This window comes from Paenarthrobacter sp. NPDC089675 (genome assembly GCF_044749185.1).
Classification (GTDB): Bacteria; Actinomycetota; Actinomycetes; order Actinomycetales; family Micrococcaceae; genus Arthrobacter.
In genome coordinates, this window is record NZ_JBIVHM010000010.1 from 76485 (window position 1) to 98051 (window position 21567).

Genomic DNA, 21567 nt, shown 5'->3' on the forward strand with positions numbered 1-21567 from the left:
TCTGGGTTTCTTGATGGTTTTTGGAGGTGCTTAGCCCTTGACCGCGCCCGCGGTCATGCCGGACACAATCCGCTTCTGGCACAGGAGCACCAGAATCACGAGCGGGACGGTGATGATCACGGAGGCCGCGCTGATGGTGCCCAGGGGTTGGTCGAACTCGCTGGTGCCGCTGAAGAACGCGATCGCGACCGGGACGGGACGGGCTTCCGGTGACGTTGTCAGCGTGACGGCGAGGAGGAATTCGTTCCAGACCGAGATGAACACGAGGATCGCCGTGGTTGCCAGGCCCGGGACCGCCAGGGGCAGGATGACCTTGCGGAACGCTGTGAACGGCGTGGCACCGTCCATGTACGCGGATTCCTCGAGCTCGCGCGGGATCTCCTTGAAGAACGACGTCAGTGTGTAGATCGCCAGTGGCAACGCGAACGTGAGCTTCGGAATGATGAGGCCCAGCAATGTGTCGTACAGCCCGATTTCGCGCCAGATGGAAAACATCGGAGCCGCGATCGCGATGGCCGGGAACGTGGTCACCGAGAGGATGAGCGTCAGGATCATCGCCTTGCGGCGCATCTTCAGCCGCGCCAGCGCGTACGCGGCGAAGGACGCGAACACCAGCGCCACTGTTGTAGTCACGACGGCGATGATCACCGAGTTGCGCAGCGCCAGGAGGAATTCGGGGTTCTGGAAAACGACCGCGTAGTTCTCGAAGGTCGGCTGGCTCGGGAAGAGCTCGCCCTTGGACAGGCTCGCTCCCTTCTTGAGGGAAGTGTTGACCAGCCAGTAGAACGGGATGAGCGAGAAGCCCATGACGGCCACCACGAACACCCATACCAAGGGATGGAGTTTCGCTTCCCCCCTGAGCCGGCGCCTGGGTGCCTTCCGCCCGGTGGCGGGTGCCGGCGTCGTGCGTTCTGCAGTCAACGTGCTCATTGTTCCTCCTTCGCGACGTCGCGGATGTTGCCGCCGCCGAAGCGGATGTAAATAACCGAGACCACCATGACGGTGAGGAAGGTCAGGATGGACAGGGCCGAGCCTTCGCCCACCAGCCGGTTTTCGCGGAGTTCACCGTAGGCCAGCATGGACATCGATTCGGTGCCGTTGGCACCACGGGTGAGGACGAACGGCAGGTCGAAGACGCGGAGGGCGTCCATGGTGCGGAAGATCGCGGCGAGGACGATTGCCGGGCGCAGGAGCGGCAGCGTGATGTGAAGGAAGGTCTGCCACTTGCTGGCGCCGTCGAGCTCGGCGGCCTCGTACGTTTCGGCGGAAATGACCTGCAGGCCGGCCAGGATGATGAGCGCCGCGAACGGGGTGGTTTTCCAGACGTCCGCCATGACGATCACGGCCATCGCGTAGCCGTGCTCACCGAGCCAGACGACGTCGCCACCCGGCAGTCCCAGCGCGGAGAGGACGTTGGTGACCAGGCCCAGGTTGGGCTGGAACATCGTCTGCCAGGTGATGGCGCTGACCACCGTGATGATCGCGTACGGCAGCAGCACCACGGTGCGCAGGACCGCGCGGCCCTTGAAGGCGAGGTTCAGGAGCAGGGCCATGGCTGTGCCGAGGACCAGCTCCAGTGAGACCGACAAGCCCGCGAAGAGGAAGGTCTGGCCGAACGCGGCCCACCACTCTTGGCTGGCGAGGGCGTTGATGTAGTTTTCCAGCCCGACAAAGCGGGAGAGCCCTGCGGTGCGGACGCTGTACTGGTTCAGAGAGAGCCAGAGCGCGTAGCCGATCGGGACCGCCGCCACGAGCGCCATGAGGACCAGCGACGGTGCCGTCATGCGGAAGGCGAGACGGCGTTCGGCGCGGTCGCGGGCGTTTGTCTTCGCTGGGCCGCGGCTTGCCGGGATTGTTCTGGTGACCATGACTTAGAAGCTCGCCTTGGCGGTGGAGATTTCGTCGGCCATCTTCTTTACGGCGTCCTCGGTGGAGGCGGTGCCGGAGAGCACGGCGTAGACGTTCTTGTAGATGGCCTGCGAGATCTGCGGGTAGACCGGGGAGATCGGGCGCGGCTTGGCGCCCTTCACCGAGGCCAGGAGTTCGGTAGCGAACGGCATCTTGGCGAGCACGGCCGGGTCCGAGTACGCGGCTTCATTCACCGGGGCCTGCGAGTAGTCCATGGCCACGTGCTTCTGCCAGTCCGGCGTCGTGGCGAAGTCGATGAAGGCAACCGCCCCTGCTTGGTTGGTGGAGTGTGCCGAGATTGCGAGGTTCCAGCCGCCGAGCACGCCCGACGCCTTGCCGCCTTCCCATGCCGGCAGCGGCGCGACGCCGAAGGTGGACGCCAGCGGGGTCGCGTTCAACAGCCGGTACACGTGCGGCCAGTTGCGCTGGTATCCGAAGTTGCCGGACTCGTAGGCGAGGCGGGCCGGGTCCTCGTTGTAGGTGAGGACGGCGCGGTCGGCCGAGCCCTTCTTTAGGCCGTCGGTCATGAAGTTGAGGACGTCGCGGGTCTCATGGGAGTCGATCTTGACGTTGCCCTGGTCATCCAGGACTTCGCCGCCCGCGCTGTAGAGCATTTCGAGGAAGTTCACCGTGAGGCCCTCGTACTGCTTGCCCTGGTAGACGAATCCGTTGCCGGGAGCCTTGGCTGCCTCGGCGTAGAGCTGCTGCCAGGTCTCCGGCTTGGCTACCTTGTCCTTCTGGTAGTAGATCAGGCCGGCGTTGGTGAAGAACGGCGAGGCCCAGTACTTGTCCTGGTACTTGGTGGTTTCCACAGTGGAGGGAATGAGACGGTCCTTGTTGGCCTCCACCAGCTTGGTCTGGTCCAGCAGCCAGCCCTGGGAAGCGAACTCCGAGGTCCAGATGACGTCCGAGAGGAAGATGTCGCACTCGGTGGACTTGCCTTCGAGTCGCTGCACAATCTGCGTCCGGGCCTCGTCCGTAGTGGCGCCGATCTCGGTGTATTTGGCCGTGACCTTTCCGTTCGCCTTGGTGAACGCTTCCGCCGTGCCCTTGTAGATGCCGCTCGCGTCCTTCACGCCGCAGATGTTCACGGCACCGCTGGCATTAGCGCCCGACGACGGATCGGCGGCTGCCGCTTGCTCCGCACCTTGGGGAGCTGCTCCCCCGCCGCAGGCGCTGAGGAGGAGGGCTGCGGCTACGGCGGTGGCGGCGAGGGCTTTGCGGGGTTTGGTCTGGAGCGGGAGAGCAGGTCGGTTCAAGTCCACAAGTGGCTCCTTTGGTGACTGTGGGGATGGTGGCTCGGGGTTCGCTTTGGCTTTTGCGTGCCCTGAGCCTGGCTTCATTGCCGGGTGTTGTGCTGAGTGGTGGAATCGATTCCAAATGATGCTTTGAAAAAAGGCCTTACGTCCCGTGGAATCGATTCCAAAGTAGTTTTGCAGTGGTTGCTCGTGGCTGTCAACCCCCAGAAGTCTTCCTAGGACGAACCGCCCAGCCAATCATCATTTGCCAAGGCGTGGGCTCGGAGCCACTTCGAAGTGACCGCCGGGGTAAGCCCGGTCTCGACGAACGCCCCATCAGTCCACTTGTACCACCGTATCTCCATAAACTGATTGCACCATTGCCGTCGGAGTAATACGTCCAACTCGGGCCCCATTAAATGCAGATCACAATATTTCAATGTGCAGCGAGTTAGGAAGTCCGATGAGAAACAGAAAATTGTCCGCGGGAATTTCATGTTTGCTGATGGCAGGGAGCCTAATCCTCGGAAGCGCCAGCATGGCTACTGCAGACGCAACTGGCCATCGTGCCGAAAACCGCTCAAGTATTTCAAATAGTTCATTCGAACAAACTCAAATACGCGCTGAGTTGGAAAAGTGGGGAGTCCCAGCCGCCGACCAAGCCCGACTTATGAAGGACCTAAGGGACGGACGGGTCTGGGACTCTCTCACAGGAGCGGCGCCCGTGAGCACCGAGACTCGAGTTGAAGCCGACGCCAACATCACCATTTCCAGGTACGCTGACGGCTCGTTCCAAGCGGCGACTGTTTCAAAAGCGACGCAGGTCGTCGACCTGGGTGATATGTCTCTGGAGGCCGCAAAAGCGCGGGCCTCGGTCAGCACAAGAGGCACCATGATGGGCTGCACGGCCTACAACGGCAGCGGATATTCCGTCAATCGAAACTGCAGCATCTCCAATAGTTGGGGTGTTACAGCCATTGCCTTCGTTGCAAACTTTTCGATTCTCAACGGAACATATGACACGATTGATGGAGTCGGAGCCACCACCCAGAACTGTTCTGGATACACATGCAGCCGACCGGAGTATGTCGTTCAGAAGTTTAGTGAGGACGGCTACGGAGCGGCTGTCGTGAGCGCCCAGTCAACAGTGTCCGGCGCAGGTCGATCCTATGAAATATGGGTGGCTTTGAACGTAGGTGGAGATAGTGCCTGGGTGTCAAACTCCTGAAATGTTGCCTGGGAACCTTCGGAAGGCAAGAAAATGAATAATCCCGATATACCCCCAATTTGGGATGTAACGGTAATAGCCGCTGGGCTTGGTCTCTTGATCCTGGCCGTAGCTGCGTTGGTTCTCATCCTCCTGTCGAAGGCTCTCTCTCCTGTTCTAAAGGCAGTCCTTGCAGCAGTTTCTTTGCTGGTCCCTCTTATCGGGCCTTTGTTGGGGATAGCCGTTGTAGCCGTTGAAAAAAGAAGGCTCTATTCCCAGAAGTGACAAGCTATGGCAGGCCTAGGGGAGCCCGGTGTTTTCTCGGGCTCCCCCTGCACGCACCATCGATTTGCTAGCTAAATAGAACGCCCGCGCACTGCCACCCTGTCCCGCGCTGGTGCAGGGCTTCAGTCCACTCCACATTCCGCCTTTGGATTGGATTCATCATGAGGTCCACATTCTCAGCCTTTTGTGCAATCTCGCACTACAAGCTCGTGCGGGAAGTAGGTCCGCCCCTTACGGTGCGCGCCTTCGACGGTCATCCGCTCGAGAAGCGGAGCCGTTGTTCAGTTGCGCGTGGCCGGCGCCAGACCGCGAAGCAGAAGCTGCACCAGGCGTGGCGCAGCATCGGAACCGTTCACCATTCGAGGCTCGCGCAAATGGCCGGAAAGCGTCAAATCTACGATGCCATGCAGAGCCGCCCAAATCATCGCGGCGATTTCACGGACGTCACCATGATCAACAGTGCCTTCTCTTTGCGCGTCGGCAACGAGTTGGTAAAGGAGATCAACGCAATCGCTGGCGGCGCTTTCCAAGGCAGCGCTGGGGCTCTCGAATTGGAAGTCTCCGAACACCAGCAAGTAGTGTGCGGGTCGTTCCATCGCCGCCTTGATATACCCCTTCGCGGCACGCTCCAACGGAGTATCGCTCGCGGTAGCGTCGTTAGCCGCGGATCTCATCGCCTCGCCGATGAACACGAGATTTTCGGCTCCTACCGCACTAAGCAGGTCTTCCTTGTCCTCGAAGTGCCGATATGGCGTCGTCCGCGAGACACCGGACATTGCTCCCACGGCTCGGAGGGTAACAGCGTGCGGGCCGCCCTGTTTCAACAATTCGCTGGCAGCGGCCAGCAATGTTTCGCGCGTGCTGGGACCTTTACTCACAATGATGCACCTTTTCATGTTGACAGCGTCAACCTACGCCTAATACATTCAAGCGATGCTTACGTTACCCTCCACCCCCCAAAACGGGTCCGTTGCGTGCGCGCCGGCAGCTCACCCCCGTAGATGGCTGATACTCGCCGTGATGTGTCTCGCGCTTGTCTTAACGGGTCTCGACACCCTGATCGTGACCATTGCGGTCCCGTCCATCCAGACTCAATTGGGGGCCACACCCAGTCAGTTGCAGTGGGTGGTAGCGGCCTACTCTCTCGCGTTTGCCGCTCCCCTTCTGTTTGCCGGAGCCATGATCGACCGATTTGGCAGTCGGCGCGGATTCCTTTTCGGCCTGACCGTTTTTCTCGCTGGTTCGGGCCTTGCCGCGTTTGCGGGAGATCCTGCGGCGTTGATTCTGGCGCGGGCGTGCATGGGATTGGGAGGGGCGTTCATTATGCCTGCGACCCTCGCGATAATCCGCCAAGTCTTTCCGGAAGACGAGCGCGCGAAGGCCGTGGGGATCTGGGTGGGGATATCCTCGCTCGGAATTCCTCTGGGACCGATCATCGGCGGTGCTCTCTTAGAAAACCTCTGGTGGGGCTCGGTCTTCCTAATTAATATTCCGGTCATCGCAGTTGCGATCGTCGGATGCCTGGTCCTGATCCCGGAATCACAGACAGCTCAAAAGGAAAGCCTTGATTTCGCGGGCCTGGCGCTCTCTATTGCGGGCCCTTCCCTCGTCGTTTTCGCCATCATCCAAGCCCCGGAATGGGGCCTGCTGTCGCCTGCCACACTTGCATTGATCGTGGTGGGCGCGGCGTTGTTTGCTGCTTTCATCATTTGGGAGCGACGTTCATCTCGCCCCATGCTAAGCAGGGCAGTCTTCAGTGACCGCAGCTTCGGTGCACCTCTGATCACGATCTTCACGATCTTCTTCGGTGTCTTCGGAGGGTTGTTCGTCGTTACGCAGTACCTACAATTCGCTCTCGGCTATAGTCCGCTCGTCGCTGGCCTTCATATGCTTGCAATCTGCACGGCCGTCTTGGCAGCGCCTGTGGTTCCTCGACTTGTTGAGCGTTTTGGACTTGGGCCGGTATCAATGTTCGGTCCGCTCTTGGTCGGCGCATCGATGCTCGTATTGGCATTTGGAAGTTCGCCGTCCACGCCGCAGGTGCTAATCGCACTCGCGTTACTCGGGCTTGGCATCGGCCTTGGTGCACCGCCCTCTGTGAACTCGATCCTGCGGGCGATGCCGGACGACGAGACGGGCGCCGGATCAGCTGTGGCCGATGTGGCAATGCAGTTCGGCGGTGCCCTTGGAATCGCGATCTTAGGAAGCGCGACAACCTCTACGACGACCGTAGGGGCGGCCCCCGCCATGATTGTCGGCGCGACCGTCGGTGTAGTCGGTGCGTTCGTGGTCCTCCTCGTAGTGCCACGAAATCACACGCGGGCGACCTGACCTACCAGGACCTGCCCGTCGAGGGCTCCTAGTGGCTACTTCAGCCGCGCCCTCAACAAACAAACCAAACAAGAAAGGTACAACCAATGACTGAACTACAACTGGGGAATGACTACTTCGATCTCTGGGAGACAACGGACGATGCAGAGCGGCACGCGCTCATCGAAAAGGTCTTCGTGGATTCGGCCGTGCAATATGTTGCCCCTGCAAACATAAGCCTTGAGGGAGCAGATGCGATCGAAGCGAACATTACTCGCGTGAACACAGAGAACATCCAGAAGGCTGGGCTCCAGTTCCAAAAGGGAAAGATTATTCCGAACCATAACTCGGTTCAGGTCGAGTGGACAGTGGCAGCGCCGAACGGTCAGACGGTTGCTTCCGGTCGCGACTTCCTCCTGCTGGGTGAGGACGGACGCGCGACGGCGCTCTACATGTTCCAGGGTTAGTCGTCATGAGTGGGTCACCGCCTTCCCGGGGCGGGGACCCACTGATGACGTTCAGCGACACTGATGCGTCACGCATCGAGACCGATAACCCAGAGGATGGCTGGTGGTGGGATCGCCTTTGTTTTGATAGGAGCCGCAGACAGGCAAGCTGCTTTGATCTCTGCTGTGAACGTCCACTCCCGATCCCACGATTGCTTCTTTGGAAGCTTCGTTCCTGGGGCACCAGCACATCCGTAACCAGATAGGTTTGGGCGCTAATGTTTGCTCTTGCGGCTCTGGCTTTGCTGTGCAGCGGTGGGAATCTTACCTCGCGATGAGCCGGGTGCAACCGGGGATCTGACGAATCGAACTGCCACATATCCGCGTTCTTTCGGGCTGAGACCCATGACCTACCTGCTCCGTACCCCACGCCTCCTATGGGGCCCGAACTGACTGTGCAGGGATATCGACGAAGACCGCTTGGTCAGTCATCGCCCCAGTTCTTTGTTCCTACTCACGGACTGAATGATGTCGGCTCGGCTATAACGTTTCTCAGCCTTTTGTGGAGCCCCGGACTACAAGTTCGTGTGGGAAGACGGCCCTGCCCTTGCGGTGTGCGCCCTCGACAGTCATCCGCTCCAGGAGTTCAGCGAAGGCCGCTCGGCCCATCTCGTACGCAGGCTGCCTGACCGTGGTCAGCTCCGGGACGCACATTTCCGCCTGGGCGGAGTCATCGAAGCCGGCAACCGCGACATCCTGCGGGACTCTTAGTCCGGCGTCGGTGAGCTCACGGACGCACCCAGCAGCGACGACGTCGGTCCCGCAGAAGACGGCGTCGGGGAGGTCCTTGGCTTCGAGGAGTTTCTTGGTGAGATTACGGCCGGCGTGGAAACCGAAGTTGCCCTCGCCCAAGAGGATCTGGTCCGGTTCCAGCCCTTGCTCCGTGAGCGCCTGGCGGAAGCCTTCTTCCCTGAGCCGACCCGAGCGTGCACCCCTATGGGCGAGCATGGCCAGCTTCTTGGCGCCCGTGTCGATGAGGTGTTTGGTGATGTCATAGCCTGCTTGGCGGTCATCAATGGACACTCCGAAGGCTGCTTCTGCGTCGACGATTTCGCAGACCTGGATGACGCTCAGTTGCTCGGCGACGGTGTTGACGTCCTCGTCCGGCATGGTCGGCGAGAAGATTACTAAGCCGTCCACTGAGCCGTTGCGGAGCATGTCCACGAGTTGCTGTTCCCGGTCGCGGTCTCCGTCTGTGGCGGCGATCAGGCTGACGTAGCCGTTGTCCGCGGCCGCGTCACCGACCCCGCGGAATACTTCGCTGATGACGAGGGAATCGAGGTTTTTGGCGAGGGCGAGGACACGCATTGTGCGGTCTCGTCGGAGATCCCGGGCCGAGGCGAGAGGACGGTAGCTGAGCTCCTTTATGGCGGCGTTGACCTTGTCCTTGGCCGACGCGCTGACAGATGAGCTCCCGTTCAGAACGCGCGACACCGTCCCAACGGACACACCAGCAGTCCTTGCGACGTCTTGCACTGTCGGCCGAGCCATTGTCGTCCTTCCGCGTATGATACCTGCCGCCACATCACTATCGTTCCCACCGGGGTTCATCAGCTTAGCTGCACGCAACATCCAGACGATCCGATCAGCAGGCCAGAACGGACAACTCAGTCGCGCGCAAGTTATGCAGGCTCAGTCACTTTCCATCAACTTAGTGGGGGGACTGCATGACGCGTCACCTCACAAATCTCGTATCTCCAAAGCTGAAGTGGAGCTTACGACAACTTCACGGAACGTGATGCCGCTAGTAGAAGGCAGAGCATTCTTGAGCGACTGCCGCGTTGCTTCCGCCATCCTAAGGCCAAAAACTACCTCGCGTAGACGCCCAGGATATTGGATTTCCCTATTACCGCGCTCGACGACGTGCCGCCATTCCTCTTCATAAGCCCATTCAGGTGACTTCCTGAACAGAACTTTCCTCAGCGACTCGGTCTCAAGCTGAAGCGAAGTTTCAAAGTGAGGACGCCCAAACGGGCCGACCGGATAGAATGCCTTTTTGATTAGAAGCTTATCCAGATCAAGTTCAGGAACGTCAGCACTATATTCCACCTGCGATGTATGCACGGAGTCCGCGAGGGGCGCACCGGAACTCACCTCAAAGCCGAGACAATAGCCGTGATGACTGCCCGCATAATGAGACCACATGAGCATTTCGTCAACTCGAGCTGAAAGTGAGACAATGCCGACTTCGCGTAAAGTACGCTCGGCAAGATCCATAAAATCAGTGGGCTCTTTCAGGTCAGGATTCCCATTGCCATCCGAGAAGACCATCCTCATGATGGCCAAGGCATCATCTAAGGAGCCTGAACTCTCAAGTCGATTTTGGAGAATGCGAAGACCGCGATTTGATATCCCATTCCACCCCTGCCCACTTTTCACACGAGACTTTAACTCATTCATCTTAAAAAATACGAATGTAGCCCAGTGCCGTTCCCTGGCTTTCGCAGCCGACGTTGCGAACCCACGAAGCATCTTCTGGCATTCAAACGGGTCATTTAGTGTCGATGGCTTCGCTGCCCACAAGGTGCCCGACGTCAGCATTGGTATGCTGTAGTCGTTATACACTCGATACTTGTAAAGCATCGATGGTTTAACGTCTTCAATGGTCTCCTGGGACACGCCTCGGCTCTCTTCTCATCTAAGGCCTCTGATCGAAAATCTATGGCTCGGTTACTGTCGCAACACTACTATTGAGTTGCCTCACGGCAGAAATATTGCATGTCGGCAAGGTCACCAATCGCATAACGGGAATTCGACCGTGGCCACGGGCTCACCTGAAGTTACAACCCTCGTCCACTATCAAGTGACAGACTGAGTCTTTGTAAGACGCGTATTCTTCCACGATAATCGAGCAGCCCATCCGTCATCCACCCAGCACTCAACTCCACAAGAGAGACGTCTCGGGGTTCAAGCCGAAATTACCTAAACAATCGACCTAATGATGAATACCGATGCCAATATTCGCTGATCGGATAGCGACTCCAGTAAACGGGATAAGACATGGCTTGAAAATCTACTTCTTTGTCGCACACAGTTATCTGATGCTTGACGTATTACATAGAATAGCCGGATCGAAAATCCGGAAACGAAAGTTTTCAAACCATCTTAAACGATACCGTTACAGCTCGGGCGGTCTTCTTACCGGCCACCGCCAGCGAGGATATTGGGATTGTTCCTATGAGGTGTATTAGCTTGCCATGGAGATGTCCGACAGCTTTCGGCCCGGAGAGGAGCGTCCGACACGGAAGCTTTCGTTCTTGTCGGGCGCCGATCATGGCGCAGCATCTGGGCAACATCTCGGCGTCGTACGCGCCCGTCTCACAGCACTCAGCGTGGCAGCCACCCTCGTAGGCGTCGCTTGGTGGTTGCAGCTCCGTAACTACATAGAATCCTTCAAAACTGAATATTAAGGAGCAATACTTTGACGTAAAGATTTATGCCGAGCTGTTTCCATCCAAAGCAAGACAGGGTACCAAGGTGGCGGTCAAGGTAAGCAGAATGAACGATAGAGCTAATCGTTCCTAGCCTGTTTGCGGTTGCGAATGGCGTGGTTACCCAGTCTGCGCTTGCGTGATTAGTGCGATTCCGAGTGACACGCCCGCGTCCAACCCTCTAAGTCGCAGACGCCAAAGGGCTCACTAAGCCCAGTAGGCGTGCTCCAAACTGAGGGAAATGAGGCAAGGTCGCACTTCACATGCTGTTTAGCAGACTGCCTTGCCCGATTCTCCGCAGGGAGAAGCCAGGCATCACTGGTCGTATCGGAGTTCTCAATCGACTACCGCTCGCCTGACTACTTCTTGGGAGATGCGGGGGCAGGCTTGGGCTCTGTGGAAGCCGGGACCACGACGCGGGGCTGGACGTAGGCGGCTGAGGTCAGGCCCTTCTCGAATACCTGCTTGCTGTCCGTTCTCTGTTCGGTGTTGCCGGCGTCTGCCATGTTGTGTCCTCTCTAGTGGTACAAACAGTTTATGCCCTCAACGCCCATCGCCGTTTTGCTTTACGTTTTTATGCTGACTCCGGGGATCCTCTTCCTCATGCGCGCCGAGTCACACAGACCCAAAAGCTCTCGATCCGCCTTTCGTGAAACTGCCCTCGTGATTGTCGTGAGCGCGGTCTGCAGCGGCATCGTCATCGCGCTGTTCCTCGTAGCTAGCGTGTTCTTTCCAGCACTCGCCGATGGTGCCAGTTCGTTTATAAAGCAGCCGTCCCAAGTTGCGAGTGACCATCCAAGGCAAGTGGCCTTCTGGTCAGGCGTCTTTTTCATCGCCACTGGTATCGTCGGCTACACGGCCGGAAGCCACACCATATACTCACAACTCGACAAGCTGATCCCCAAGAACGAAAAAGTCTTCCTCGGTTCGGCCTGGGAAAAAGTGCTCAAAGACGTTAACAACGATGTTGTCGTTGGTGTCCAACTTAAGAGCGGTATATGGGTTCAGGGTACCTTCGCCCATCATACGCATACTGACGATGATTCGACCGACCGGGCGCTAGTACTACAGGGGCCGCTAAGGGTCAGAGACAAAGAGTCCCCAGACCTGAAGGAACTTGAACACTTCGATCGGATGGTTCTGCAGTCAAGCGATATCGAGTACTTGGTTTCCGTGCCTAGAGCCCGACTTTAACTCTGACACGAGTGAAGTAGAAGAACACGGCCTGCCTCTTCAGAAGGCTGGCGCCGGGTCAAGCAGTGAGCGCTTGCTCGATGATTGGAAGGTAAGACCGCACTTGCTCCCGGTCACTTTCCTTCTCGTCTTCGGAGAGGTCCGCAAATTGCGTATTGGACTGCTGTTTCCATCGCCGGACCAGGTCTGCGGGAATCACGAGGGTGCCACCTTCACCAGCGTCACATTGTGAGTGCAAGTATCGTTGCCAATGAGACCATCTTTCGTGCTCGGAAGACGCCAGCTCATCCAGCAACTCCTGGCTTCGAAGCCTGGCAAGTGTGCCACCGCTCTTTTCCATCAGATCAGTTCCTCCTTAACTAGCCTCCAATAGTGCTGTCCCAACACTGTAAGCTCACAGGCCTTGCTCTCCATCGCTGCGTGCCACATGTGCGGCGCTCCTTCCGGCCTGGCAAGGTTCACGCGAACATAATTTTGCAGAATCTTGAAGGTGGCAACCTTGGCCGGGTCGGGTTCCGGGACAGAGGCGTCGGTGAGCTGTTCACTTGAGCGTTCGGGCTCAAAGGACGGATCCAGCTGAAGCACATGATCCGGTGACGGGAAGATTCGTGTCAGTTCTCGTAGGTCAGTCAACCCGATGGGGGGTTCAGTTTTTCTTAGGGACACAAAGGTCTTCACATTTGTTTTGAAAACTGGCCGCTGTGACCAAGGGCCGAGTGACTGATCGACATGCGCATAGATACTGCCTGGAGTGACGTCTCCAACCAAATTTCCAGCGGCCCCCAAAAGTGCGTCGGTGAACAGGGCAGTAAAAACGCCCGAACCGCCCACCTCCAGCGCATATTGGTCAGCCTTGGAGGCTGCAAGTATGGTAACACCGTCCGTGATTTCGGCCATGGTTCCTGTACCGCTTCTGCCGCCTGCGATACCGCTGTGGCAGCTGTCCAGGATAATAATCCTGTTGCGGGCTCGCGACGTGTTGGCTAGTTGCATAACTTCTGTCAGAGAGAGCCCGTCATCGCCCGTCTCAGAGTCACTGGCACACAAAAATCCACCGGTATCCTCAATATAACCGTGACCCGAGAAGTAAAAGAGGGCGATGTCCACTTCGTCAGCAAATAGTTCGCGGACGGCGCTTTTCAACTGCTTCTTCGAGACCGGGCTCGTAGGGCCCGTCCCAAGCAACATCAACGGTGAAGGAAAGTTTGTAGTGCCGTCGGCGTTGCGCTCAAGAGCTGACTTGACGGAATACGCATCATTTACGCAACCGCTGAGGCCTCTAATAGCTTCGTAGTGATCAATTCCAACGATCAAGGCTTTGCGAGACATTTCGCTACAGGGACTCTATGAAATTGTTGATGTTACTGTCACTCCAAACGAGAGTCCTGACACCGCTGATGTCAGTCCGGTCGCCAGCGTATGCCCAAATGCCCAAAACTGGAACACCCTCTTCCCGGGCGCATTGAATCTCCCACTTCTGCCCACTTGAGGTGAGAGAGTTCCTGCTGACCAGCACGATGACTCCATGTGAGCGCCTGATGCGTGTCCTGACCTTACTCTTCCACTCCGTGTCATATGGCTGCTTTACCGACATGTCAATGAACTCGAAGGGCGCACGGGGGTGCAGGGACTGCCCCTTCAAGAAGTTCCTTTGTGTCGCGTCCTCGATCGCAAATGCAATAAAAACAACTCTTGGTGTGCTCGGCATGAATCCCCCTGTTTGACGCGCTACGCGAGATGGTCTGTCAACTGGGGCATCTAGGTTGGAGCTACATCTAGTAGCACCTTCCGTCATCAGTCCCCACATGTTGTAGTTACAAGGCTGTCATTTCGCGCGCAGGATCGTCGCAAGATTTCCTCAAGTTTTGCTCAAGAAATAGATGAGGCGGGCGCCATTCACCTCGCGCTGGGCAGGCGCGTCACTCGGGTGAGCTGTCAAAGAAGACTTGTCGTTAGGCGCCGACGAGCACCTCCGGAGCCCACTATCTCGACGCGTGTCGTAACCACGACGCACACGCACGGCCCGGCGGCGTAGCCCCTAGCCCCTAGCCCCAAGCCCCAAGCCCCTTGGAATCGTGTGCGAACCAGGCGCCCACACCAACCACATTGCTCGTCTTTTGACCCACGCGGCGGAGCGGCCCGCGGCACACCCCATCCGACCTGCCTTGATAACCGAACATTGAGCACCAAGCCTGCGGGGGTCAAACATGAAGAACCTTGGTATCCCAAACCCTCACCTCCCCACCCACCCCCTTGACTCGCACCCCCACCTTCCCTAGACTTTTCATAAAGCAGAATCTAAATTCCATAAAGCGGAAATCGAAGCCAAACACTACGGCCAAGACAAGCACAGAGGAAGATAGATCAAAGCCCCTCCTCGGAAGGACCTACGATGACGTACACAGTGAACTGCTCCATCCTCCTGACGGAGCTGCCCTTGCTCGAGCGCCCCGCCGCCGCGAAGGCAGCCGGTTTTGACGCCGTCGAGTTCTGGTGGCCCTTCGAGACCTCCGTCCCCACCGACGCCCAAGTAACCGAGTTTGAAACCGCCATCAAGGACGCCGGCGTTCAGCTCACGGGCCTGAACTTCAACGCCGGCAACATGCCCGGCGGCGACCGCGGTCTGGTTTCCTGGAAGGGCCGTTGCTCCGAGTTCAAGGACAACATCGACGTCGTAGCCGGCATCGGTGAGCGCCTGGGCTGCAAGGCCTTCAACGCCCTCTACGGCAACCGCCAGGACGAGTTCACCCCTGAAGAGCAGGACGAACTCGCCGCCAAGAACCTCGCCGCAGCAGCTGCCGGCGTCGCACGTATTGGCGGAACTGTCCTCCTCGAGCCGGTGAGCGGCGCACCCAAGTACCCGCTCCTCACCGCCGAAGACGCACTCAAGGTCATCGCCCGCGTCAAGGCAGAATCCGGCGCACAGAACATCAAGCTGCTCGCCGACTTCTACCACCTGGCAGTCAACGGCGACGACGTCGAATCCGTCATCGAGAACCACGCCAAGGACTTCGGCCACATCCAGATCGCCGACAACCCCGGCCGCGGCGCACCCGGCACCGGCAACCTCCCCCTCGGCGAGTGGATCGCCCGCAGCCGCGAACTCGGCTACGAGGGCTACATCGGTTTGGAATACAAGGAACCGCAGGAGACGGCATTCAGCTGGGCCATCCGCCAGCGCGCCAACGCCAACTAAGCACCCGGCTCAACAAGCACACCTGAGCTAAAAAGACTTTCAGAAAGAGAACCACAATGAGCAACGTTGCAGTCATCGGCCTCGGAATCATGGGCCTCCCCATGGCCATCAACCTCGTCAAGGCAGGCCACACGGTCACCGGCTTCAACCGCAGCCAGGACAAGATCGAGAAGCTCGTCTCCGAAGGCGGCCAGGGCGCCAGCAGCATCGCGGACGCAGTCAAGGACGCCGACGTCGTCATCACCATGGTGCCGGACTCCCCCGATGTTGAGGGTGTAGTCAGCGGCAAGGACGGCGTCTTCGCCAACGCGAAGAAGGGCACCTTGTGGATCGACGCATCCAGCATCCGCCCGGACGTCGCCAAGCGCCTGTCCGAAGAAGCAGTCGAAGCCGGCATCCGCCCCCTCGACGCCCCGGTCTCCGGCGGCGAACAGGGCGCCATCGACGCCGTCCTGTCCATCATGGTCGGCGGCGACGCAGCAGACTTCGAGGCAGCACAGGATGTCCTCAACGCAGTGGGCAAGACCATCGTCCACGTCGGCCCGTCCGGCTCCGGCCAGACCGTCAAGGCAGCCAACCAGCTCATTGTCGCCGTCAACATCCAGGTCCTCGGCGAGGCCATCGCCTTCCTCGAGGCCTACGGCGTCGACACCGACGCAGCACTCAAGGTCCTCGGCGGCGGCCTGGCCGGCTCCAAGGTCCTGGACCAGAAGGGCCAGAAGATGCTCGACCGCAACTTCGACCCCGGCTTCCGCCTCGCCCTCCACCACAAGGACCTGGGCATCGTCACCTCCGCAGCCCGCGAAGCCAACGTCGCCGTCCCGCTCGGCGCCGTCGTCGCGCAGCTCGTCGCCGCAACCGTCAACCAGGGCGACGGCGGCCTGGACCACTCGGGCCTCTTCAAGCAGGTCCTCCAGCTCAGCGGCCGGAAGTAAGCACCCCGGCTAAAGCCGGACAGAAACAAGAAGCAAGGGAACCCGCCGTCGTGAATTACGACGGCGGCTCCCTCACCACACCCTTTTTCCGCCCCCAACGCGGGGCGAACCCAAGATTTCAAGGAGTACACCATGGCTAAGATGCGCACCGTTGACGCGGCAGTCGCCATCCTGGAAAAGGAAGGCGCCACCGAGGCGTTCGGCCTGCCAGGCGCAGCAATCAACCCCTTCTACTCGGCGATGCGTGCCCACGGCGGCATCCGCCACACGCTGGCCCGCCACGTTGAAGGCGCCAGCCACATGGCCGACGGTTACAGCCGCGCAGCTGATGGCAACATCGGCATCTGCATCGGCACCTCGGGCCCTGCCGGCACGGACATGATCACTGGCCTGTACGCAGCCCAGGCGGACTCGATCCCCATGCTCTGCATCACCGGCCAGGCACCAGTTGCCAAGCTGCACAAGGAAGACTTCCAGGCTGTGGACATCGAGTCCATCGCCAAGCCGGTCACCAAGTTCGCCATGACCATCCTGGAACCGGGCCAGGTTCCCGGTGCATTCCAGAAGGCCTTCCAGGTAATGCGTTCGGGTCGTCCGGGCCCGGTTCTGCTGGACCTGCCCATCGATGTTCAGATGGCCGAGATCGAGTTCGACATCGACGCCTACGAGCCCCTGCCGGTGGAGAAGCCCAAGGCTTCCCGCAAGCAGCTGGAAAAGGCCCTGGACATGCTGACCGCAGCCCAGCACCCGCTGATCGTTGCCGGTGGCGGCATCATCAACGCCGGCGCTTCGGCACAGCTGGTTGAGCTGGCCGAGATCCTGAACGTTCCCGTGATCCCCACGCTGATGGGCTGGGGCGCGATCCCCGACGACCACCAGCTGATGGCCGGCATGGTTGGCCTGCAGACATCGCACCGCTACGGCAACGAGACGTTCCTGCAGAGCGACTTCGTGATCGGCATCGGCAACCGTTGGGCCAACCGCCACACCGGCGGCCTGGAAACCTACACGGCGGGCCGTAAGTTCGTTCACATCGACATCGAGCCCACGCAGATCGGTCGCGTGTTCTCGCCGGACTTGGGCATCGCGTCCGACGCCGGTGCGGCGCTGGACGGTCTGTTGGAGCTGGCCCGCGAGCGCCAGGCTGCAAAGACCCTGCCGGACTACTCGGGCTGGGTTGCCGAGTGCCAGGAGCGCAAGGGCTCCCTGCACCGCAAGACCAACTTCGACAACGTGCCCATCAAGCCGCAGCGCGTGTACCAGGAGATGAACAAGGCCTTCGGCAAGGGCACCACCTACGTGTCCACCATCGGTCTGTCCCAGATCGCCGGTGCCCAGATGCTGCACGTGTTCGGTGCCCGCAAGTGGATCAACGCTGGCCAGGCCGGCCCGCTGGGCTGGACCGCTCCGGCAGCACTCGGCGTCGTTCGCGGCACCCCGGACGCCAGCGTTGTTGCCCTGTCCGGTGACTACGACTTCCAGTTCATGATCGAGGAACTGGCAGTGGGCGCACAGTTCAACCTGCCGTACATCCACGTTGTGGTGAACAACAGCTACCTGGGCCTGATCCGTCAGAGCCAGCGCGGCTTCAACATGGACTACCACGTGTCCCTGGGCTTCGATAACATCAACAGCCCCGAGACCATGGGCTACGGCGTGGACCACATCAAGGTCGTTGAGGGCCTGGGCTGCAAGGCCATCCGCGTGGAGAACCCGGCAGACATGCCTGCTGCGTTCGACAAGGCCAAGGCCCTGCGCGACGAGTTCAAGGTTCCGGTGGTTGTTGAAGTGATCCTGGAGAAGGTCACCAACATCTCCATGGGCCTGGAAATCAACGCCGTGAACGAGTTCGAAGAGCTGGCCGAAACCGCGGCGGACGCCCCCACCGCGATCCTCGCCAAAGCGTAAGTAACAGTAAAGGAGGCACCGGAATGCGTGTGGTCATCGCCCCGGACAAATTCAAGGGCTCGCTGTCCGCGCCCGAGGTCGTCGAGCACCTGGCAACAGGCCTGCTGGCCGGCTTCGGCAGCAACGGACTTGAGACAACACGCATTCCGGTGGCCGACGGCGGCGAAGGAACCATCGACGCCGCCATCGGCTCCGGCTTCACCCGCCGGACCACCACCGTCACCGGCCCGCTCGGCCAACCGGTCAAGGCGGACTTCGCGGTTCGCGACCAGGAAGCCGTGATCGAGATGGCAGCAGCTTCCGGTTTGGCCCTCCTCCCGGACGGCCCCACGAGCGAAACCGCAAAGACCGCCACCAGCATCGGCACGGGCGAACTCATCCGCGCCGCGCTGGACCTCGGCTGCCGCAAGATCATCCTTGGCGTTGGAGGCAGCGCCAACACCGACGGCGGCGCGGGCGTCCTGCAGGGCCTCGGCGCAGTGTTCCTCGACGGGCAAGGGAACGAACTCCCCGGCGGCGGCGCGGCCCTCGCGAACCTGGACAGCATCGACTTCGCCAACTTCGACGTCCGGCTCGAGGCAACGGAGTTCGTATTGGCGTCCGACGTCGACAATCCCCTTTTGGGGGCCAGCGGAGCCCCAGCGATCTTCGGCCCGCAGAAAGGCGCGACGCCGGACGACGTCGCCGAACTGGATAAGGCGCTGCAGAACTTCGTCGACGTCCTCGCAGCAAGCACCGGACCGGACGCCAAGTACGCAGCCAAGGCACCGGGCGCAGGCGCGGCGGGCGGCGTTGGCTACATTGCCATCGCGGCACTGAAGGCGCAGCGGCGGCCGGGTATCGACGTCGTCCTTGAATTCACTGAGCTGGAGAACAAACTGAAGGGCGCCGACCTGGTGATCACCGGCGAAGGCAGCCTTGACGAACAGAGCCTGCTCGGCAAGACGCCCATGGGTGTCAGCCGGGCGGCCGCAAAAGCCGGGGTTCCCGTGATCGCCGTGTGCGGCCGGAGTACCCTGAGCCGGGAACAACTCACGGATGCCGGATTCCACACGGTCCACGCTCTGACGGACCTGGAAGAAGATGTCCAGAAATGTATCGCTGAAGCGGGTCCGTTGCTTGAACAATTAGGAAAGCACATAGGCGTGTACCTGGCGGAACGGACTGAAAACAAGGAGTACCTCAATGTCTGAAGCATTCGGCGCCTATGACCTCGTTATCCGGGGCCAGCGCATCCTGACCACTGCCGGCATCGCCCCCCGCGAGGTTGGCATCCGCGACGGCGTGATCGTCGCCATAGAACCCCTGGGCAACGGCCTGACGGGTACCGAGGTCATCCACCTCGCAGACGACGAGACCCTCATCCCCGGCCTGGTGGACACCCACGTCCACGTCAACGAGCCCGGCCGCACGGAATGGGAGGGCTTCGCATCGGCCACCCGTGCAGCCGCGGCCGGCGGTGTCACCACCATCATCGACATGCCGCTGAACAGCATCCCGCCCACCACCAGCGTGGACGGACTGGAGCAGAAGCGCGTGGTCGCCAAGGACCAGGCGTTCGTTGACGTCGGATTCTGGGGCGGTGCCATCCCGGGCAACAAGGCCGACCTCCGCCCGCTCCACGACGAGGGCGTCTTCGGCTTCAAGTGCTTCCTCCTCCACTCCGGCGTGGACGAGTTCCCGCACTTGGACGCGGACGAGATGGAAGAGGACATGAAGGAACTCAAGTCCTTCGACTCCCTCATGATCGTCCACGCCGAGGACTCCCACGCGATCGACCGCGCCCCACACCCCGGCGGCGACCACTACGAGACCTTCCTCGCTTCCCGCCCCCGCGGCGCCGAGAATAAGGCCATCGCCGAGGTTATCGAGCGCGCCCGCTGGACCGGCGCACGCGCCCACATCCTGCACCTCTCTTCCTCCGACGCGCTGCCCATGATCGCCTCGGCAAAGCGCGACGGCGTCAACCTCACCGTTGAGACGTGCCCGCACTACCTGACCCTCATGGCCGAAGAAATCCCCGACGGCGCTACCGCGTACAAGTGCTGCCCGCCCATCCGCGAAGCTTCCAACCGCGAGCTCCTGTGGAAGGGCCTGCAGGACGGCACCATCGACTGCATCGTCTCCGACCACTCCCCGAGCACCCTTGACCTCAAGGACCTGGAAAACGGTGACTTCGCAGTTGCCTGGGGCGGCGTTTCCTCCCTCCAGCTGGGCCTGTCCCTGATCTGGACCGAGGCACGCCACCGCGGCATCTCCCTGGAACAGGTTGTTGCCTGGATGTCGGAGAAGCCCGCTGCCTTGGCCCGCCTGCACAACAAGGGCCAGCTCGCCCTTGGCTACGACGCCGACTTCTCGATCTTCGCCCACGACGACGCCTACGTGGTGGACGTGAAGAAGCTCAAGCACAAGAACCCGATCACCCCCTACGACGGACGTCCGCTCTCCGGCGTCGTCCGCAAGACCTACCTGCGGGGCTCGGAAATCGACTTCCAGAACCCCAGCGGCAAGCTGATCCGCCGCGGTAACGTTTAGGACCAACCGCCATGGCAGTCAATGCCTACGGTCCCCCGCCCGCACGCTTCCCGGGACGCTCCAGCAAAGGAGCGCCGGGGGCCGCGCGGCGGCAGGGCCCCACACCACAGGGACTTACCTCCCCGGCTCTCACGGCCCACGGCCTGGCCCTTTGGGTCAACCCCGCCGAGGGCGATCCCGTGGACCCCGAAATTTGGGAACGTGCAGCGCGCTTGGTGCTGGCACGGGCCATGAAACTTGCTCCGGAGGCGGAAGTCCGCATCTGGCCTGCCCCCGGAGCAGAGCACTCCGGCGTCGGCGACACTTCCTGGGGCGGCACTCCGCAGGAAGCCGCCGACGCCGGTAACCACCTCTCCCGTTCGGCCTCGGTCTCGCTCGCGGACGCCCTTGCCGACGGAAACTCACCCGCCAACGGACAATTCACCGCCGCACGCGAGGGTGAAAAGTCCGTTGGCGGGGGACAAAACCCCAACGGCAGCACCGCCGTCGAGCCCGTAACGTTGGCCGCCCGCCGCAGCCAGCTTGCAATCGACCTTGCCGCTGAAGTAGTCCTGCTCGACGGCGTGCCCGTTGCCTTTACCGGCATGGAATACAAGCTGTTGCGCTACCTGGTGGTGAACTGCTCCCGGGCTATTGCACGTGAAGAATTGCAACGGTTCCTCGAGTCATTTGACCTCCCCGGCGCGGCATTCCGGTCCATCGACGTTTATGTTGGAAGGGTGCGGCGCAAGCTTGGCAATGCCCGTTACACCGTAGCCACCGTCCGTGGTGGTGGCTACCAGTTCGTGCCCGGCCCTTATGCCACTGTGCGCGGACCTGCGGAATACAGCATCTGATTTCGCTGTTCTACATCTCGAATCCGCTTAGGAACCCGAGTTCCGCTCTTTTGAATGACCAAACGCCGGTGCACACCG

The 21567-nt window shown here is 60.4% G+C and carries 19 protein-coding genes and 1 pseudogene; 11 read left to right on the top strand and 9 right to left on the bottom strand.

Translation table 11 applies throughout. The features are described from left to right. Window positions 1–30: 30 nt before the first annotated feature. The 3 genes from ACIPY2_RS18670 to ACIPY2_RS18680 are packed head-to-tail and all read right to left on the bottom strand — an operon-like array spanning window position 31 to window position 3173. Window positions 31–930, bottom strand: coding sequence for a carbohydrate ABC transporter permease (locus ACIPY2_RS18670; protein ID WP_400267887.1), 900 nt, complete (start codon window positions 928–930; stop codon window positions 31–33). Then, the gene (locus tag ACIPY2_RS18675) at window positions 927–1868 is read right to left on the bottom strand and encodes a carbohydrate ABC transporter permease (RefSeq protein ID WP_400267888.1); all 942 of its coding nucleotides are present in this window, start codon (window positions 1866–1868) and stop codon (window positions 927–929) included. The genes ACIPY2_RS18670 and ACIPY2_RS18675 overlap by 4 nt, the downstream gene beginning before the upstream one ends. 3 nt (window positions 1869–1871) lie before the next feature. Then, on the bottom strand, window positions 1872–3173 hold the full coding sequence (locus ACIPY2_RS18680; RefSeq protein ID WP_400267889.1) for an ABC transporter substrate-binding protein: 1302 nt from the start codon (window positions 3171–3173) through the stop codon (window positions 1872–1874). 697 nt (window positions 3174–3870) lie between these two features. Between ACIPY2_RS18680 and ACIPY2_RS18685 the strand changes: the two genes are divergently transcribed. Continuing rightward, window positions 3871–4374, top strand: a complete 504-nt coding sequence (locus ACIPY2_RS18685; RefSeq protein ID WP_400267890.1) for a hypothetical protein — start codon at window positions 3871–3873, stop codon at window positions 4372–4374. A 33-nt stretch (window positions 4375–4407) separates the two neighbouring features. Further along, window positions 4408–4638, top strand: coding sequence for a hypothetical protein (locus tag ACIPY2_RS18690; protein WP_400267891.1), 231 nt, complete (start codon window positions 4408–4410; stop codon window positions 4636–4638). A 281-nt stretch (window positions 4639–4919) separates the two neighbouring features. Here the strand turns inward: ACIPY2_RS18690 and ACIPY2_RS18695 are convergent, their stop codons facing one another. Further along, window positions 4920–5516 carry a TetR/AcrR family transcriptional regulator gene (locus tag ACIPY2_RS18695; protein ID WP_400267892.1) on the bottom strand — a complete coding sequence of 199 codons (597 nt, stop codon included), beginning with the start codon at window positions 5514–5516 and terminating at the stop codon, window positions 4920–4922. 142 nt (window positions 5517–5658) lie between these two features. Between ACIPY2_RS18695 and ACIPY2_RS18700 the strand changes: the two genes are divergently transcribed. Continuing rightward, window positions 5659–6969, top strand: a complete 1311-nt coding sequence (locus ACIPY2_RS18700; protein WP_400267893.1) for an MFS transporter — start codon at window positions 5659–5661, stop codon at window positions 6967–6969. An 86-nt stretch (window positions 6970–7055) separates the two neighbouring features. Continuing rightward, window positions 7056–7415: a hypothetical protein gene (locus ACIPY2_RS18705; RefSeq protein ID WP_400267894.1), complete on the top strand. Its 360-nt coding sequence runs from the start codon at window positions 7056–7058 to the stop codon at window positions 7413–7415. A 531-nt stretch (window positions 7416–7946) separates the two neighbouring features. Here the strand turns inward: ACIPY2_RS18705 and ACIPY2_RS18710 are convergent. The 3 genes from ACIPY2_RS18710 to ACIPY2_RS18720 form a co-directional block, all read right to left on the bottom strand. Then, window positions 7947–8945 carry a LacI family DNA-binding transcriptional regulator gene (locus ACIPY2_RS18710; RefSeq protein WP_400267895.1) on the bottom strand — a complete coding sequence of 333 codons (999 nt, stop codon included), beginning with the start codon at window positions 8943–8945 and terminating at the stop codon, window positions 7947–7949. 189 nt (window positions 8946–9134) lie between these two features. Continuing rightward, window positions 9135–10073 (bottom strand): DUF2971 domain-containing protein, encoded by a 939-nt coding sequence (locus ACIPY2_RS18715; protein ID WP_400267896.1) that lies wholly within the window; start codon window positions 10071–10073, stop codon window positions 9135–9137. A 1171-nt stretch (window positions 10074–11244) separates the two neighbouring features. Further along, complete coding sequence (locus ACIPY2_RS18720; RefSeq protein WP_400267897.1) at window positions 11245–11391, bottom strand: hypothetical protein; 147 nt, start codon at window positions 11389–11391, stop codon at window positions 11245–11247. A 31-nt stretch (window positions 11392–11422) separates the two neighbouring features. Between ACIPY2_RS18720 and ACIPY2_RS18725 the strand changes: the two genes are divergently transcribed. Further along, entirely contained in the window at window positions 11423–12079 is a 657-nt protein-coding gene (locus ACIPY2_RS18725) for a DUF6338 family protein (RefSeq protein WP_400267898.1), read from the top strand. A 339-nt stretch (window positions 12080–12418) separates the two neighbouring features. On the opposite strand, the gene ACIPY2_RS18730 is transcribed toward ACIPY2_RS18725, so the two are convergent. After that, on the bottom strand, window positions 12419–13408 hold the full coding sequence (locus ACIPY2_RS18730) for a caspase domain-containing protein (protein ID WP_400267899.1): 990 nt from the start codon (window positions 13406–13408) through the stop codon (window positions 12419–12421). Window positions 13409–13412: 4 nt separating this feature from the next. After that, entirely contained in the window at window positions 13413–13787 is a 375-nt protein-coding gene (locus ACIPY2_RS18735; protein ID WP_400267900.1) for a TIR domain-containing protein, read from the bottom strand. Window positions 13788–14471: 684 nt separating this feature from the next. Here ACIPY2_RS18735 and ACIPY2_RS18740 point away from each other — a divergent pair. The 6 genes and pseudogenes from ACIPY2_RS18740 to ACIPY2_RS18765 all read left to right on the top strand — a co-directional run bounded on the left by ACIPY2_RS18740 (window position 14472) and on the right by ACIPY2_RS18765 (window position 21489). Continuing rightward, complete coding sequence (locus ACIPY2_RS18740; protein ID WP_387820387.1) at window positions 14472–15275, top strand: hydroxypyruvate isomerase family protein; 804 nt, start codon at window positions 14472–14474, stop codon at window positions 15273–15275. A 38-nt stretch (window positions 15276–15313) separates the two neighbouring features. Next, window positions 15314–16210, top strand: a pseudogene (locus ACIPY2_RS18745) (2-hydroxy-3-oxopropionate reductase); the annotation flags it as partial. Window positions 16211–16342: 132 nt separating this feature from the next. After that, window positions 16343–18118: a glyoxylate carboligase gene (gene gcl / locus ACIPY2_RS18750; protein WP_400267901.1), complete on the top strand. Its 1776-nt coding sequence runs from the start codon at window positions 16343–16345 to the stop codon at window positions 18116–18118. Between the two features lie 23 nt (window positions 18119–18141). Then, window positions 18142–19311, top strand: a complete 1170-nt coding sequence (locus ACIPY2_RS18755) for a glycerate kinase (protein ID WP_400267902.1) — start codon at window positions 18142–18144, stop codon at window positions 19309–19311. Next, the gene (gene allB, locus ACIPY2_RS18760; RefSeq protein ID WP_400267903.1) at window positions 19304–20653 is read left to right on the top strand and encodes an allantoinase AllB; all 1350 of its coding nucleotides are present in this window, start codon (window positions 19304–19306) and stop codon (window positions 20651–20653) included. Before ACIPY2_RS18755 ends, allB begins: the two co-directional genes overlap by 8 nt. 11 nt (window positions 20654–20664) lie before the next feature. Then, window positions 20665–21489, top strand: a complete 825-nt coding sequence (locus tag ACIPY2_RS18765; RefSeq protein ID WP_400267904.1) for a winged helix-turn-helix domain-containing protein — start codon at window positions 20665–20667, stop codon at window positions 21487–21489. The last annotated feature ends 78 nt before the right edge of the window (window positions 21490–21567 follow it).

What these genes read in the sequence shown, in the direction of transcription:
- ACIPY2_RS18670 (WP_400267887.1), bottom strand. Translation starts at nt 930, where the DNA reads ATGAGCACGTTGACTGCAGAACGCACGACGCCGGCACCCGCCACCGGG.
- ACIPY2_RS18675 (WP_400267888.1), bottom strand. Translation starts at nt 1,868, where the DNA reads ATGGTCACCAGAACAATCCCGGCAAGCCGCGGCCCAGCGAAGACAAAC.
- ACIPY2_RS18690 (WP_400267891.1), top strand. Translation starts at nt 4,408, where the DNA reads ATGAATAATCCCGATATACCCCCAATTTGGGATGTAACGGTAATAGCC.
- ACIPY2_RS18700 (WP_400267893.1), top strand. Translation starts at nt 5,659, where the DNA reads ATGTGTCTCGCGCTTGTCTTAACGGGTCTCGACACCCTGATCGTGACC.
- ACIPY2_RS18705 (WP_400267894.1), top strand. Translation starts at nt 7,056, where the DNA reads ATGACTGAACTACAACTGGGGAATGACTACTTCGATCTCTGGGAGACA.
- ACIPY2_RS18710 (WP_400267895.1), bottom strand. Translation starts at nt 8,945, where the DNA reads ATGGCTCGGCCGACAGTGCAAGACGTCGCAAGGACTGCTGGTGTGTCC.
- ACIPY2_RS18720 (WP_400267897.1), bottom strand. Translation starts at nt 11,391, where the DNA reads ATGGCAGACGCCGGCAACACCGAACAGAGAACGGACAGCAAGCAGGTA.
- ACIPY2_RS18725 (WP_400267898.1), top strand. Translation starts at nt 11,423, where the DNA reads ATGCCCTCAACGCCCATCGCCGTTTTGCTTTACGTTTTTATGCTGACT.
- ACIPY2_RS18730 (WP_400267899.1), bottom strand. Translation starts at nt 13,408, where the DNA reads ATGTCTCGCAAAGCCTTGATCGTTGGAATTGATCACTACGAAGCTATT.
- ACIPY2_RS18735 (WP_400267900.1), bottom strand. Translation starts at nt 13,787, where the DNA reads ATGCCGAGCACACCAAGAGTTGTTTTTATTGCATTTGCGATCGAGGAC.
- ACIPY2_RS18740 (WP_387820387.1), top strand. Translation starts at nt 14,472, where the DNA reads ATGACGTACACAGTGAACTGCTCCATCCTCCTGACGGAGCTGCCCTTG.
- gcl (WP_400267901.1), top strand. Translation starts at nt 16,343, where the DNA reads ATGGCTAAGATGCGCACCGTTGACGCGGCAGTCGCCATCCTGGAAAAG.
- ACIPY2_RS18755 (WP_400267902.1), top strand. Translation starts at nt 18,142, where the DNA reads ATGCGTGTGGTCATCGCCCCGGACAAATTCAAGGGCTCGCTGTCCGCG.
- allB (WP_400267903.1), top strand. Translation starts at nt 19,304, where the DNA reads ATGTCTGAAGCATTCGGCGCCTATGACCTCGTTATCCGGGGCCAGCGC.
- ACIPY2_RS18765 (WP_400267904.1), top strand. Translation starts at nt 20,665, where the DNA reads ATGGCAGTCAATGCCTACGGTCCCCCGCCCGCACGCTTCCCGGGACGC.